General features: G+C 35.1%; 16 protein-coding genes. 7 read left to right on the plus strand and 9 right to left on the minus strand.

What is annotated here, in order from left to right:
- Positions 1-67 precede the first annotated feature (67 nt).
- Entirely contained in the window at positions 68-832 is a 765-nt protein-coding gene (locus tag L1S34_RS05365; RefSeq protein WP_236363124.1) for a class I SAM-dependent methyltransferase, read from the minus strand.
- Positions 833-901: 69 nt separating this feature from the next.
- On the opposite strand from L1S34_RS05365, the gene L1S34_RS05370 reads away from it, so the two are divergent.
- Together L1S34_RS05370 and L1S34_RS05375 are read left to right on the plus strand one after the other, a co-directional pair.
- A complete protein-coding gene (locus tag L1S34_RS05370; protein ID WP_236363125.1) occupies positions 902-2,098 on the plus strand; it encodes a THUMP domain-containing class I SAM-dependent RNA methyltransferase in 1,197 nt (398 codons plus the stop codon).
- Positions 2,099-2,136: 38 nt separating this feature from the next.
- Complete coding sequence (locus L1S34_RS05375) at positions 2,137-2,376, plus strand: hypothetical protein (RefSeq protein ID WP_236363126.1); 240 nt, start codon at positions 2,137-2,139, stop codon at positions 2,374-2,376.
- 37 nt (positions 2,377-2,413) lie between these two features.
- Here the strand turns inward: L1S34_RS05375 and L1S34_RS05380 are convergent, their stop codons facing one another.
- The 3 genes from L1S34_RS05380 to rlmD form a co-directional block, all read right to left on the minus strand.
- Positions 2,414-3,247, minus strand: coding sequence for a DUF6048 family protein (locus L1S34_RS05380; RefSeq protein WP_236363127.1), 834 nt, complete (start codon positions 3,245-3,247; stop codon positions 2,414-2,416).
- Positions 3,219-3,716, minus strand: coding sequence for a DUF6452 family protein (locus L1S34_RS05385; protein WP_236363189.1), 498 nt, complete (start codon positions 3,714-3,716; stop codon positions 3,219-3,221). Before L1S34_RS05385 ends, L1S34_RS05380 begins: the two co-directional genes overlap by 29 nt.
- Positions 3,717-3,831: 115 nt before the next feature.
- Positions 3,832-5,244 (minus strand): 23S rRNA (uracil(1939)-C(5))-methyltransferase RlmD, encoded by a 1,413-nt coding sequence (rlmD, locus tag L1S34_RS05390; protein WP_166137463.1) that lies wholly within the window; start codon positions 5,242-5,244, stop codon positions 3,832-3,834.
- 319 nt (positions 5,245-5,563) lie between these two features.
- On the opposite strand from rlmD, the gene L1S34_RS05395 reads away from it, so the two are divergent.
- A complete protein-coding gene (locus L1S34_RS05395) occupies positions 5,564-6,619 on the plus strand; it encodes a sensor histidine kinase (protein WP_236363128.1) in 1,056 nt (351 codons plus the stop codon).
- Positions 6,620-6,757: 138 nt separating this feature from the next.
- Here L1S34_RS05395 and L1S34_RS05400 read toward each other — a convergent pair whose 3' ends face one another.
- Positions 6,758-7,537 carry a CPBP family intramembrane glutamic endopeptidase gene (locus L1S34_RS05400; protein ID WP_236363129.1) on the minus strand — a complete coding sequence of 260 codons (780 nt, stop codon included), beginning with the start codon at positions 7,535-7,537 and terminating at the stop codon, positions 6,758-6,760.
- A 249-nt stretch (positions 7,538-7,786) separates the two neighbouring features.
- Between L1S34_RS05400 and L1S34_RS05405 the strand changes: the two genes are divergently transcribed.
- The gene (locus L1S34_RS05405) at positions 7,787-8,200 is read left to right on the plus strand and encodes an OsmC family protein (RefSeq protein ID WP_236363130.1); all 414 of its coding nucleotides are present in this window, start codon (positions 7,787-7,789) and stop codon (positions 8,198-8,200) included.
- A gap of 63 nt (positions 8,201-8,263) precedes the next feature.
- Here the strand turns inward: L1S34_RS05405 and L1S34_RS05410 are convergent, their stop codons facing one another.
- The 3 genes from L1S34_RS05410 to L1S34_RS05420 all read right to left on the minus strand — a co-directional run bounded on the left by L1S34_RS05410 (position 8,264) and on the right by L1S34_RS05420 (position 10,470).
- The gene (locus tag L1S34_RS05410; protein ID WP_236363131.1) at positions 8,264-8,944 is read right to left on the minus strand and encodes an SGNH/GDSL hydrolase family protein; all 681 of its coding nucleotides are present in this window, start codon (positions 8,942-8,944) and stop codon (positions 8,264-8,266) included.
- Between the two features lie 43 nt (positions 8,945-8,987).
- Entirely contained in the window at positions 8,988-9,875 is an 888-nt protein-coding gene (gene cysM / locus L1S34_RS05415) for a cysteine synthase CysM (RefSeq protein WP_236363132.1), read from the minus strand.
- A 307-nt stretch (positions 9,876-10,182) separates the two neighbouring features.
- Entirely contained in the window at positions 10,183-10,470 is a 288-nt protein-coding gene (locus L1S34_RS05420) for a DUF2752 domain-containing protein (RefSeq protein WP_236363133.1), read from the minus strand.
- Positions 10,471-10,561: 91 nt separating this feature from the next.
- Between L1S34_RS05420 and L1S34_RS05425 the strand changes: the two genes are divergently transcribed.
- The gene (locus tag L1S34_RS05425) at positions 10,562-10,747 is read left to right on the plus strand and encodes a hypothetical protein (RefSeq protein ID WP_236363134.1); all 186 of its coding nucleotides are present in this window, start codon (positions 10,562-10,564) and stop codon (positions 10,745-10,747) included.
- On the plus strand, positions 10,737-11,288 hold the full coding sequence (locus L1S34_RS05430; protein ID WP_236363135.1) for a Smr/MutS family protein: 552 nt from the start codon (positions 10,737-10,739) through the stop codon (positions 11,286-11,288). Before L1S34_RS05425 ends, L1S34_RS05430 begins: the two co-directional genes overlap by 11 nt.
- A 129-nt stretch (positions 11,289-11,417) precedes the next feature.
- Here L1S34_RS05430 and L1S34_RS05435 read toward each other — a convergent pair whose 3' ends face one another.
- Positions 11,418-12,365, minus strand: a complete 948-nt coding sequence (locus L1S34_RS05435) for a hypothetical protein (protein ID WP_236363136.1) — start codon at positions 12,363-12,365, stop codon at positions 11,418-11,420.
- 195 nt (positions 12,366-12,560) lie between these two features.
- Between L1S34_RS05435 and L1S34_RS05440 the strand changes: the two genes are divergently transcribed.
- Positions 12,561-13,460, plus strand: coding sequence for an EamA family transporter (locus tag L1S34_RS05440; protein ID WP_236363137.1), 900 nt, complete (start codon positions 12,561-12,563; stop codon positions 13,458-13,460).
- Positions 13,461-13,474 lie beyond the last annotated feature (14 nt).

The following is a 13,474-nucleotide window of genomic DNA, read 5'->3' on the forward strand; positions in this document are numbered from 1 at the left end:
AATAAATTGTTGTTTTAATCTGCAACTACACTTTCATTTTGTAGCTGTGATACATAACAATCGTTTCCTATTTAAAAATCATAATCAATCGTTCGCTCTCTGTTTTATGGAATTTTTTCAATTTATAATCGCCAAAAAGGTCTAAGAGATAAATTCCAGCTTCTTCCATTAGGTTTTCAAAGTCGATCAGAGTGAGCGCTTTTACTTTTTCGGTAAAATGGTATTCTTGCCCTTGGTCTTGAAATTGAATTTCTTTGTAAATGTGTCCATCCTTCAGGTAACGGGTGATGTGAAAATCGATTCCGTCAACGGTTTTTGTTTCTTCGGGTACCAGTGTGTTCAACACCTGATTAACGTTCATGAAATCAATCACTGCAAAGCCGTACTCAGATAAACTTTCTTTGATGGCTTTTAGGGTTGTTAAATTGTCTTCGTCATTTTCAAAATACCCAAAACTGGTAAAAAGATTAAAGATAGCATCGAATTTTTCTTCAAAAGGAACGCGCATGTCGTGTACTTTGAAGTGCAAATTGTTATTCTCGTTTTTCTTGGCTGTTTCAATGCTGTTGGTTGATAAATCGGCACCCAAAACATCAAATCCTAATTGATTCAAGTAAATAGAATGACGGCCTTTGCCACAGGCTAAATCCAATACTTTGGCTTTTTCGGGTAAGTTGAGGTAGTGCGTTAAATTATCCATGAAAAGCTGCGCTTCTCGGTAATTACGGTCTTTGTAAAGGATGTGGTAATAAGGAGTGTCAAACCAGGAAGTGTACCAATTGGCTTTAGAAAGTTCTTGGTTTTCTTGAGACGTATTTTGATCTGCAGACATTTATTCTTTTTCAATTAATTCGATTGATGCAAATTTAGTGTATTTTTGCAACGAATACTTGATTTTACAATGGAAAATAATTTTAAAATGATTGCCAAAACCTTTTTTGGTTTTGAAGAAATATTAGCAAAAGAATTGCAAATGCTTGGCGCACAAAACGTGGAGCAAGGTGTAAGAATGGTTAGTTTTAAAGGGGATAAAGGTTTTATGTACAAAGCGAATTTGTCTTTGCGTACGGCTTTAAAAATTTTAAAACCTATATATTTCTTTAAAGCCAATAACGAACAAGGTTTGTATCGCGGTATTGCGAGCATGAATTGGTCAAAATTATTGCAAGCCAATCAAACCTTTGTGATTGACACAACGGTGCATTCTACCTATTTTAATCACTCGGAGTTTGTTTCACAAAAATGTAAAGATGCTATTGTAGATCAGTTTAGAGAACGTACGGGACAACGCCCAAGTATTGACAAAGTGCATCCTGATTTGCGCATCAACATTCATATTGACAAAGATCAAGTTTCGGTGGCATTAGATACTTCTGGAAATGCGTTGAACCAACGTGGTTATAGAACGGCGACGAACATAGCACCTATAAATGAAGTGCTGGCAGCGGGTATTTTATTGCTTTCTGGTTGGGATGGGCAATCGGATTTTTTAGATCCAATGTGTGGTTCAGGGACTTTCTTGGCCGAAGCAGCCATGATTGCTTGCAACATTCCGGCGAATATCAACAGAAATCAATTTGCATTTGAAAAATGGAACGATTGGGATAATGACTTATTCGATGCTATCACAGATAGTTTGCTTAAGCGTGTGCGCGAGTTTCATTACACTATAAAAGGCTATGACAAAGCGCCAAGTGCGGTTTTAAAAGCAAAAGAAAACATCAGGAATGCTAACCTTGAGGATTATGTATCGATAAGTGAAGCTAACTTTTTCGATTCGGAAAAAACTTCTGAAGGCAAATTGCATATCGTATTCAATCCGCCGTATGATGAGCGTTTGGATATTCACATGGAAGCATTTTACAAAAATATTGGTGACACTTTAAAGAAAAATTATCCGGGTACGAATGCTTGGATGATTACAGCAAATCTAGAAGCCTTAAAGTTTGTGGGATTGAAACCTTCTCGTAAGATTAAATTATTTAATGCCGGACTAGAAGCTCGATTGGCTAAATACGAAATGTACGAAGGTAGTAAGCGAACGAAATTTGCAGCAGTTGGCAAAGCCGACGGTGAACAAGCAGCAGAAGAGGCTTAATTATATAAGTTGATTTATATTTTCAAAAAAATAAAGAAATGACAAAAAAACAAGTACAAGCATTTGTTTACCAATTGGCTAGTTTTGCAGTTTTATTTATCGCAGCGCGTTACGCCATTGCAGAATACACTAATTTAACTGGGATTTGGATCCCCTTAACCGCATTTGTGATAGGAACATTAGTTGCACCAAAATTTCAAGCTGTCAAAACTAAAGATGGCGAGAAGTTGTATATGAAATGGCTTTTTATAAAAGGATTCAAAGAAATAGGATCGTAGTTGATACTACATCAAAAAAATAACCGCCAATTGGCGGTTATTTTTTTATTACTACTTTTGGTGCTACCTTCTTTTTGAAGATAGGAACAAAATACGTTACGGTATAATTAAATCCAACTCCAAAATTACCATCATAAGTTCGATTGAATCCCGGAATATATAAGTTTGAAAAATTATCAGGTTCTTTATTAGTAACCAATCGGTTTAAACGAAGGCTGAATCCCATAAAAACATTATCAAAAACTTTCGCTTTTATTCCTGCCACTACTTCGATCCAACTTGCTGACAATCCCTCGAATTTTTGTCCAGAAGCTATAGTTGGTGTTTCTTGAAAATACGGATTGGCATTGTAAATTCGATACGAATTCAATTGTTGATTGAAAGTACTAAAGCCGTAGCGCAAACCAATCGAAATGATGTTTTCCATATCCAGCCAATTTTCGTAACCGTTGTAATCAAAACCTACTTTCAAGTACGAACCTTTTGTGGTGAAGTTAACCCGATCGTCATCAGTCGTTTTGTTTTCGTTACCTAATTCAGCTGCTAAAAAATATTTCTTAGTCAAGCGGTAATCTCCAACAAGTTCTAATCCTTTGTAATCACGATCATACAAACCTCTTGTGATTTTGTATAAATCAAGACCTACCCTTACCCCATAACGATCTGTTTTGGGTGGTACTACAGTGGCTTTTTTTACTGTATCATTGATAATTGTATTGCTAAGCGGTTTTTGATTACTAACTGAAGGTGCAGCAGTTTTTGCTTTGGGTGCTTTCGGAATTTCTCCTTTGGTTGTTGTTTCTTGTGCAGTAGTGATCGCTATCGAAAAGAAAAGCAAACTACTAAAAAAAGATTTTAAGGTGTGTTTCATTTTCGTTAGTTATACTGTTTTTTTCAACTGAAATAAATCGGATCCATCTTTGGTTAGCCGCAATCGGATCTGTATGTGTAAAAGGTGTAGTAGGATCTAATGTAAAGTTACTTTTGTAGCCGCACGCTCTTGATACAAATAACTCCTGTGTGCTGTAATCAAAACGGATAATATCCTCGTCAATCAAAGCAGGATTTGCATTTCCGGAGTTGAGTGTCAGGCTGAATGTTGTGGTGGTACCGACAGTTCGCAAGGGCAAAGCAATTTTGCTTGCGCTAGTAGTAGGAGCACCACCGAACAGCAGCGGTTCGGTCATTCCCTGGCCAATGACTCTCAAGTTGGATACGTTTTTTAGCACCGAAGGATTATCGAAATCATAGAATTCGATAATGAGTCGGGGAGTGGTTGGTGTATTCGCATCGCAAATATCATCCTTTTCACAAGATGAGAATACACACGCCAAGAGCATGATGAACACTACTATTTTTTTCATTTGCATATTTTTGTACTTGAGCGCAAACATTTTTTAAGCAAAATTATTGTGGTTACACAGCTAATTTTGACAAAAAATGAAACTGTCGCGTTTATCTTAGCTCTAAAAGAACAACATTTTCAACGTGATGCGTTTGCGGAAACATATCTACAGGACGCACACGCGTTACTTTATATTTTTCATCCATTAAAGCCAAATCACGAGCTTGTGTAGCCGAATTACAACTAACATAAACCACACGTTGAGGCGCAATTTTCATGATTTGTTCAATTACATCTTTGTGCATTCCGTCACGTGGTGGATCAGTGATAATTACATCTGGTTGTCCGTGTTGTGCAATGAAAGCATCGTTAAAAACTACTTTCATATCTCCAACAAAAAACTCACAATTGGTTATTTCGTTTCGTACGGCATTTGCTTTGGCGTCTTTAATTGCATCAGGAACACTTTCTACACCAATTACTTTTTTCGCTTTTTTAGATACGAATTGCGCAATAGTTCCCGTTCCCGTGTATAAATCATACACTACTTCATTACCAGTAAGACCTGCAAAATCGCGGGTAATTTTGTATAATTCGTAAGCTTGATCAGAGTTGGTTTGGTAAAAAGACTTGGCATTAATGCTGAATTTTAAACCTTCCATTTCTTCAAGGATGTAATCTCTTCCTTTGTACAATTCGATGGTTGTGTCGTATAAAGTATCGTTCGCTTTGTTGTTGATTACGAACTGTAAAGAAGTAATTTGCGGAAATTTAGCGTATAAATGATCAAGCAATAATTCTCTTTGTTCTTTGTTATCTTCAAAAAACTGAATCAACACCATGATTTCTCCGGTAGAAGCTGTACGTAACATTAAAGTTCTTAGCAATCCAGCGTGCTCTCTCGGGTTGAAAAATGTTAATCCGTTTGCATTAGCAAAGTCACGTACTTCGTTTCTAATCGCGTTTGATGGATCTTCTTGAAGGTGGCATTTGGTAATATCCAAAATCTTATCCCACATTTTTGGGATATGAAAACCTAAGGCATTGCGGTTCCCTAGATCGTCTGTACTGTCGATTTCGGCTTGAGTCAACCAGCGACTATTGGAGAAAGAAAACTCCATTTTGTTTCTGTAAAAAAACTTCTTCTCAGATCCAAGAATATTTTCGAACTCTGGTAATTCAATTTTTCCGATGCGTTGCAAATGATTTTGAACCTCATTTTGTTTGTAAAACAATTGTTGGTTGTAATTCATGTTTTGCCATTTGCATCCTCCGCAAACACCAAAATGCTCGCACACAGGATCAACGCGATGTGTTGAATATTCATGAAAATGTACTGCTTTGCCTTCGTAATACGCTTTGCGTTTTTTAAAGGTTTGTACATCAACTACATCACCCGGAACTACATTCGGGATGAAGATTACTTTACCATCAGGAGCTTTTGCTACTGATACGCCTTTTGCACCAGCATCAAGGACTTTTATTTGATGAAAGACAACTTTGTCTGTATTTTTCTTAGCCATGCTGCAAAAATAAGGGATTGAATGGTTTTTTGAATTTAAATTGTGAAATATTTTTAAGTCCTATTTTTTTTCAAGTAAAGGATGTACCTGCTTCATGGAGTTTTTAACTTTGATAAATTTATTGGATTGCTGTGTAATTTAACAATTTTAGTCAATTTGTGCTTTTTGTCATACTACAAAAACCAATTAGTTAATTTCATCGTACGTCATTTCAATCACCATAAAAGCTTTAACTTTTTCTTATGATTTAAATCAGAAATAGCTTATTGTATTTAATTATTTTCGTTTAGCCTCCATTTTTACATTTAAAATATATAAGATGCATTTTTACAGTCAGTTATCAAAAATTTCTTTTCTTAAAAAAAGGTATGCCTTCAAATTTTTGTTTGTTGCATTTGTTGGAATTCACTTGCCTTTAATTGGATTGGTGTTTTTTGTGCTTTTTGGCAAAGAGCATTTTACGGCAGAGTCTGCAATTTATTTTATTCTAATTGTTACTTTGCTTGCCACATCCATCACTTTATGGACGCTAAAATTGTTAATAAAACCTATTGAGCTTGCTTCTAAAGCACTCCAAAAATATCGTAAAAAAAGAATTATTCCGCAGTTGCCCATTGATTTTCAAGATGAGGCAGGGTTGTTATTGGCAAATATACAAAGTGCTGTAATTGAAAATGAGCGTTTTATTGATGATAAGCAAGATTTGGTTTATCTTTTATCACATGATCTTAGAGCTTTTGCTGCAAATGCAAAGACACTTGCGACTTTAATTATTGACGAAAAAGGATCAGAGGAGGTAACAGAATATGCGCAGTTGATAGAGGTATCAATGACACAACAATTGGAGATGATTGGTTCTTTTATTAAACTGATTCACACGGAGGATGAGGTGACTAAAAAAAGTAAAAAATTAATTTCTGTTCCTCTTGAATCTCTTGTTGCACAAATCCAACTTGAAATGGAGGCGAAATTAAAATCTAAAAATATTGTATTTCAGAAAAATGTTATACTACAATCAGTTAAGCTTAAAGTTGATATTGATTTGCTTACCAGAGTTTTAGTTAATGTAGTAGATAATGCGCTAAAGTATTCATTTGAGAACAGCCATATTGAGTTTGCTATTTTTGAGGCTAACAAAAGAATTATTTTTGAAATAAAGGATTATGGTATTGGTTTTGATCCCAACAAAGTGCCTGAACTATTTCAAAAATTCACAAGTAAAAGCAGACTTGGTACTGCAGGAGAGCATTCTACAGGTATTGGGTTGTATCTTTGCAAAAAAATAGTAGAAAAATTTAACGGAGAAATTTCTGCTGTAAGTTTAGGGGTGAATAATGGAGCTACATTTACAATTAGCTTACCTAGTTTTGACTAAAATGTTTTTATTTAGAAAGTTTAAATTATCTGTTTTTGAGAGAGAAAAGCCTTGCTGATGCTCTTGTTGTGCACCAAATTGGCTGATTTTAAACCTCACAATTTTTTGTTTGGGAAAATTTTATTTTCGTTACAATTACTACGTATTATCATTGTTTAGCTGAAATACTTTTTCGTGTTTTAAAGTATTGTGGACTATGCATTCTTGGCTTGAGTTCCATTCTATGATTTTCTGCTGCGAAATTTTCTTTTTTTCAAGGTCAGGATTTGTTTTAAGAGCTATGATACTGATGCCAATGAATACAAAATTATGGAAGGCATGCATCAAAAATCCAGTCCAAAAGCCGTGACGAACTCTTAAGTACCCAATTACTAGTCCTAATACTATTTGTGGTGCCACTATAATAGGCGAAAGTAAAAGGATTGCAGGGGTTATTTCAAAATTTACGAGATGAACAAGGCCAAATAGCAGTGCCGAAAAGTAGAAAATCTTCGGGTAAAACCGAGACCATTTGCTGTTCATAGCCAAATCGAATTGTGCTGCTTTTTCCCTATCAAAAAAAAGTTGACTAAATCTGATGCTTGTTCCAATTAATAAATTCGTTTCATAGCGCAAATAAAGTCTAAAAATAAGTTCTTCAAATAAAGGGGCAATAATCACAACGAGAAAAAAAAGTGCTGTTGTTGGTACAGTTTTTAATAAGGTTTCGATGGAGTGATTATCTGTATTAATTAATTTAGCAGTTTCTAAACCGCTAATAATTAAAATCAAAACGAGCATTACAGGTATTTCAAGTAAAAAAAACGAAAGAACAATTTTAAACTTTGATGCAATTGTTGTAGGCAAAGAAACTTCGTCTGTTGGGTTCTTTAAAAATGATAAAAATTGAAGTAGTTGCTTATTGATGAAATCTGACATTGACAAGGTTTTAATGATTCTTAAAAGTTTTGAAGTCGAACTGTTCCTTACAAAGTTAATTATTTTACTACAAAATATGATTGAATGTTTGTTTTACTTTACTAATTCTTTTTTTTGTATTTATTAATTTCTATGATGATTTGTTGAACATCGCTAAGTCAAATTTGTGTTAAAAAAAAGTTTTTAAAGAGTTGGTTTAAAGACTTCCGTCTATCTTTGATAAAACACATGAACTAAAAACAAACTATTATGAAAAGAAATGCAACCGCCGTTTGGAAAGGCACTTTAAAAGAAGGAGCTGGTCACTTGAGTACGCAAAGCACTGTTCTGCACGATACACAATATTCATTTAAATCAAGGTTTGATGAAGGAGTAGGTACAAATCCCGAAGAATTGATTGCGGCAGCGCATTCAGGGTGTTTTACGATGCAATTAACCGCTTATATTTCAGAAGCTGGTTTTGCAATAGACCAAATAGAAACTAAGTGCGATATTGATTTTGTTGATGGAGCCATACAAACCTCTCATTTAACTGTGCAAGCAAAAGTACAAGATATAACCGAGGATGCTTTTCAAGAATTAGTAACAAAGGCAGAAAAAAACTGTCCGATTTCAAAGTTATTAAACGCAACTATATCAAGTACTGCAACACTTATCAAGTAGAACGATGTATTTTAAAAAAAAAGGCTCAAAATCAGTATGAATTTGAGCCATTTTTTTTTGATTTTATTTTAAACTTCTTTGAATAGCTTTGGTTGCTAGTGGAGCCATGGCTTGGTATCCTATTTTATTGGGATGCACACCATCTCCAGAATAAGCTAAAGGGAGTCCGTTGCGATCGTCTTTCATTGCGGTAAAATAATCGATGTATTCAATTTGGTTCGCGTTGGCGTAGGTTTTCAGCATTGTATTAAGAGCAATAACTTTTTCAGCTGGATTTTGATTGGGTTTCCAAGGAAAATCGTATGCAGGCAATACACTGCATAATATTACTTTGATGTTATGACTTTTAGCGAGTTCCGCCATCGAAAAGATGTTATCAGCAATCATTTCAATAGTTGATGGTCCTGTGTTACCTGCAATATCATTGATTCCTGCTAAAATATGCACTACTTCCGGTTTCAATGCAATAACATCTGCTCTAAAACGCACCAACATCTGCGGGGTTGTTTGTCCGCTAATGCCTCTGTTAATATAGTTTTTTCCTGAAAAAAAATCAGAATCTGTTGCGCTCCAAAATTCGGTTATGGAGTCGCCCATAAAAACAATTCGTCCTTGGTTCTTGTTAGTAGTGACAAGTGCAGCGTTTTGTGACTGGTATTTACTGAAATTTGGCCAATCTTGACCTTGAGCTGTAGTTGTCATGACAAGTAAAATAAGAATTGGAATAAATTTGCTGATTTTCATAAATATAAAGGTTTGCAAAAATTACTGTTGTAGATGGTCACTATTAATCAAACAAGTCAGATGATAGGTATCTGTCGCCGCGGTCACAAATAATGGCTACAATCACTCCAGATTCGATTGATTCGGCAATTTTACAAGCAGCCGCTACCGAGCCGCCACTACTCATACCCGCAAATATGCCTTCTTCTCGTGCCAAACGTTTGGTCATAGCTCTCGCTTCTGCTTCTGTAATTTCAATTGTAACATCAACTTTACTTGCATCGAAAATTTTCGGCAAGTATTCTTGAGGCCATTTTCTAATACCCGGAATTTGAGATCCATCGCTTGGTTGCGCGCCCACAATTTGAATAGCTGGATTTTGCTCTTTCAAGAAGGTTGAGGTTCCAATTATTGTTCCTGTTGTTCCCATGGCCGCCACAAAATGAGTTACGGTTCCTTCGGTATCGCGCCAAACTTCTGGTCCAGTGGTATTGTAGTGTGCTTTCCAGTTGTCATCATTGGCAAATTGGTTTAGCATAACATAGCCGCCTTTGGCTACTTTTTGGTCTGCATAATCTCTTGAGCCAATGATTCCCGTTTCGGCTGGAGTTAAAGTAACCGTCGCTCCATAAGCTCTCATCGTCAGAGTTCGCTCAATTGTGGAGTCTTCTGGTAATACCAGTTCGATTTCAATATTAAAAAGTTGCGCTATCATGGCTAATGCAATTCCGGTGTTGCCACTTGTAGCTTCAATAAGCTTGTCGCCTTTTTTGATGTCACCGCGATCTAGTGCCGCTTTGATCATATTGTAAGCTGCTCGGTCTTTTACACTACCGCCAGGATTATTTCCTTCTAACTTTAATAAAAGTTTGACGTTTTTATTTTTTACTAAGTGACTTGATTCGACTAAAGGCGTGTTGCCAATTAATTGAAGTAAGGGGTATGCTTTCATTGGATATAATTTGTAATGCACTTTTTATCTTTCATTTTACTCATAGCAATTGTAAAGTCATCTTCAACTTTTGAGAGATGATTTGGTCTATTTTATTTGAAAGATTTTTTGACTTGCTTTTATTTTTAAAATTTAGATCGTTGCGATCTTTTGCAAAGGTATTGAACAATTTTTATACAGCCGTACGCTTACGCAAAAAGTGAAACACGAATTCAATTCAATTTGTTAAAAAAGGTCTTTACAATCAAAAAGAATTTGTGCGTATGCGAATAAATTTCGCGGCAAGTTTTTCTCGAAAAAATGAATTTTAAAAATGTTTGTAGTAATAACCAGCTATCATTATCGATACGTTAATGACCGCTAAAACAAAAATCATTTTTGAGTAATTCCCTTTTTTATGAACAGCATTTAGAAGTAGCGAAGCAATGAAAATTAAGCTCGTAAAAATGGCTGGATACATTTCGAAAGAGGCTTGAAATTCTCCTTGTAATAGCAAGAATAAACTGCGCTGAAAACCGCAACCCAAACACTCAATTCCAAAGAGTGTTTTGCTTAAACAAGGTAACATGAATTTTTGTATTTCTTCGAGTTCCATATGGTACAATAGTACAAAAAAAAGAGAAACTTTTTTGAGAATAAAGGAGGCAATTTTAAATTCAGTACTTTTGGAAACTGATATTTTAAAGATGAAAAAAATAGTACTTCTGATAATGGTGGTTGCAATAGCTATAGCTTTCAACGAACAGGTGAGCAAAGAAAAAAACGTGTACATAATGGTGGTTGCAATTCTAGTTTTCATGTTTGGCATGATGCGATTAAGCGCTAAAACACCAAGTAAAAATCAAGATAAAAAAGAAGAGCATGATAACTAAAGGCGATCGAGTAGAGGTATTAGATGATGCCATCAGCGGACGCGTGTTGAGCGTTCAAAATAACCAAGTTACAATAGAAACTGAGGATGGTTTTACGATGACATTTTTTGTCAATGAAGTTATTAAAGTAAACGATTCCAGTAATTTACTTAATGATATTAAAAGAATTAATGTAAGTGAGATTGCGAAGGAAAAAGAAATTCCAAAACCGAGAAGTTTTGTAAAAGAAAAGAAATCGAAGCACGAAATTGCCGCTCCAGAATTCGATTTACACATCGAAAAGTTGGTCCCGAACAAACGTGGTATGTCAAATTATGATATCTTGACCTTGCAAACAGAAACGGCCAAGAGGCATATTGAATTTGCAATCAGAAACAGAATTCCGAGAATCATTTTTATTCACGGAGTTGGTGAAGGAATTTTAAAATCGGAGTTGGATTTTTTGCTGGGTCGCTATGATAACATCGATTTTAGAGATGCCAATTATCAAAAATATGGCTTAGGTGCAACTGAAGTTTTTATCAAGCAAAGTGCGATGTAAAAGCTTTTTTATTGTTTTTTTAGAGCATAAAAAAAAATCCCAAATTCTAGTTTTATGGTATTAAATACCTCCTAGAATTTAGGATTTTTTAGCTCAAAAAAGCAGTGTTTTTTTAACCGATTTTCACTCTTAATTTGTGGTTAAAAGTTCGCCATAAATGTAATTGTCACCCAGTAAAAAATCATTATTTCCTTTCTTCATTTTGACCTTTTTTAATACAATCGTATGTTTAAATCCGTTACCAAAAGAGGTTGTTGTCACTTCAATTATTCCGCTAGTATTGGCAACTCCAGCTACGCCTAACCACTCTTCATTCACTACAGGTGTAGCAGGATATGTAGGGTTGCAGAAATAGTCGTCAGTTAATAAACCGCCAAATAATTGGTAAGTAAGTTTGTTTGTTGTAGTACTAATTAATGCTGTTCTTGGAGTATTTAAAGGTGTCGGTGTATTGCTTATCAGGCTTGGGTCGATGTCCAAAATTAGCGCTTCAGCACTATTTCTGTCGTACAATTGTTTGGATGTTGGGCATTGCTTTAATACTTTGGTGAATGAAAATGGCAAAGGTGTTGCGGTAGTTTTGTAGTCTCCAAAAAAGAATGTTGGATACGTTTGGGGAGCACTATCAGTCTTTGTAAATTCGATGTTTTTAAAGCTGATGTTGTGATTATATCCTGTAATTCTATTGCTGTTATCCGTAGTATTTGGTTCCTTATTGGCTTTTGTATTGATTACTATTATTCCTTTTGTGGCTATCCATTCGTTTATGACAATAGGTGTCGCAGGAGGTATGGTTTCGCATAGCGTTGCTGATGTCACTGGTCCGTTATAAAAACGATAAAGCACGCGGTTAGAAGAGTTGATCGTGATTTCTTGACTTCCTTCTTCAGTAGGAAACGTAATCCCACTGGCATCAAAAATCAAAGCCTCATTATCTTTTGTTTTATAAATGATGTTGTTAGTAGCACATTTGGTAGGTGTACCATCTTCAAAACTAATGTCTTCAATAACTATATCTCCGTCATCACAGCTGTTAAACAGCAGGGCTAGCGTTACTAGGCTCAATATTTTTTTCATTTTTTTCGTCTATTTGTAACAAAAATATAATTTTTAATCTGTATCGAATCGATTCCGTTTCAAAATTCCCATTTTTAACAAGATATTGTGTTAAGTGAATGTTTATTTGACCTCAATAGTTTGCTGTTACAAAGGAGTTCGCTTGCGGATTTAGCCAACATAAATGAGTATCTTTGCACTTATTTTATATCTTACATGGGACGAAATACGTATTATGCGGCGGCCTTTGCGGCTTTCTTTATTTGGGGTTTTTTTAGTTTTGCTCTCAAACCTTTGCAAGATTATCCCTCACTCGATATATTGTTTTACCGCGTTTTTTTTAGTGTAGCTACAATGATTTTGATCAACGTACTTTTTAGGAGAAAAGTAGTTGTACAAAATTGGTATTATTTGCGTTCATTGCCCTTGGCGGAGCGGCGCAATGCAATTGTGATGACCTTGGGTGGAGCTGTTTTTTTATCAAGCAATTGGTTCATTTATATTTTTGTAATGAACCACGTTAGTGTTAATGCGGCTTCATTAGCTTATCTAATTTGTCCTATATTGACGACTGTATTCGCCTATTTTTTACTTAAAGAGCAACTAAGTAAGTGGCAATGGTTTGCTGTTTTTATCAGTTTTGTGAGTTGCCTATTGTTGGGTTATGGTCATTTTAGTGCTATTTTTTATAGCCTTCTAACAGCGGCTACTTATGCGTTTTATATTATTAGTCAACGAAAAAACACTGCCATTGATAAGTTTTTTGGACTTACTTTACAACTGAGTTTTACTGCGCTGATTTTGGCTCCCTTTTATCCTACTTATAGTGGAGCTGTTCCTACTGAACCATTGTTTTACGGGTGTATGGCACTAATTGTTGTGTTTTTTACGGTTATTCCCTTGTTTTTAAATTTATATGCACTTAAAGGAATAAGTTCTTCGGCAGTTGGAATCATGATTTATATTAATCCAATCATCAATTTTTTACTAGCTATTTTTTATTACAAAGAACAAGTAAGCTTCGTACAACTATTTTCGTATTTCCTAATTTTGGTTTCGATTGTAGTTTTTAATGAAAAGTTATTGTTTGCTAAAAAGAAATCCAGTTTGGTATAACAACGTTATTTATT

Source organism: Flavobacterium sp. K77, assembly GCF_021608205.1.
In the GTDB taxonomy this organism is placed as follows: Bacteria; Bacteroidota; Bacteroidia; order Flavobacteriales; family Flavobacteriaceae; genus Flavobacterium; species Flavobacterium turcicum.

What these genes read in the sequence shown, in the direction of transcription:
- L1S34_RS05365 (WP_236363124.1), bottom strand. Translation starts at nt 832, where the DNA reads ATGTCTGCAGATCAAAATACGTCTCAAGAAAACCAAGAACTTTCTAAA.
- L1S34_RS05370 (WP_236363125.1), top strand. Translation starts at nt 902, where the DNA reads ATGGAAAATAATTTTAAAATGATTGCCAAAACCTTTTTTGGTTTTGAA.
- L1S34_RS05375 (WP_236363126.1), top strand. Translation starts at nt 2,137, where the DNA reads ATGACAAAAAAACAAGTACAAGCATTTGTTTACCAATTGGCTAGTTTT.
- L1S34_RS05380 (WP_236363127.1), bottom strand. Translation starts at nt 3,247, where the DNA reads ATGAAACACACCTTAAAATCTTTTTTTAGTAGTTTGCTTTTCTTTTCG.
- L1S34_RS05385 (WP_236363189.1), bottom strand. Translation starts at nt 3,716, where the DNA reads ATGCTCTTGGCGTGTGTATTCTCATCTTGTGAAAAGGATGATATTTGC.
- rlmD (WP_166137463.1), bottom strand. Translation starts at nt 5,244, where the DNA reads ATGGCTAAGAAAAATACAGACAAAGTTGTCTTTCATCAAATAAAAGTC.
- L1S34_RS05395 (WP_236363128.1), top strand. Translation starts at nt 5,564, where the DNA reads ATGCATTTTTACAGTCAGTTATCAAAAATTTCTTTTCTTAAAAAAAGG.
- L1S34_RS05400 (WP_236363129.1), bottom strand. Translation starts at nt 7,537, where the DNA reads ATGTCAGATTTCATCAATAAGCAACTACTTCAATTTTTATCATTTTTA.
- L1S34_RS05405 (WP_236363130.1), top strand. Translation starts at nt 7,787, where the DNA reads ATGAAAAGAAATGCAACCGCCGTTTGGAAAGGCACTTTAAAAGAAGGA.
- L1S34_RS05410 (WP_236363131.1), bottom strand. Translation starts at nt 8,944, where the DNA reads ATGAAAATCAGCAAATTTATTCCAATTCTTATTTTACTTGTCATGACA.
- cysM (WP_236363132.1), bottom strand. Translation starts at nt 9,875, where the DNA reads ATGAAAGCATACCCCTTACTTCAATTAATTGGCAACACGCCTTTAGTC.
- L1S34_RS05420 (WP_236363133.1), bottom strand. Translation starts at nt 10,470, where the DNA reads ATGGAACTCGAAGAAATACAAAAATTCATGTTACCTTGTTTAAGCAAA.
- L1S34_RS05425 (WP_236363134.1), top strand. Translation starts at nt 10,562, where the DNA reads ATGAAAAAAATAGTACTTCTGATAATGGTGGTTGCAATAGCTATAGCT.
- L1S34_RS05430 (WP_236363135.1), top strand. Translation starts at nt 10,737, where the DNA reads ATGATAACTAAAGGCGATCGAGTAGAGGTATTAGATGATGCCATCAGC.
- L1S34_RS05435 (WP_236363136.1), bottom strand. Translation starts at nt 12,365, where the DNA reads ATGAAAAAAATATTGAGCCTAGTAACGCTAGCCCTGCTGTTTAACAGC.
- L1S34_RS05440 (WP_236363137.1), top strand. Translation starts at nt 12,561, where the DNA reads ATGGGACGAAATACGTATTATGCGGCGGCCTTTGCGGCTTTCTTTATT.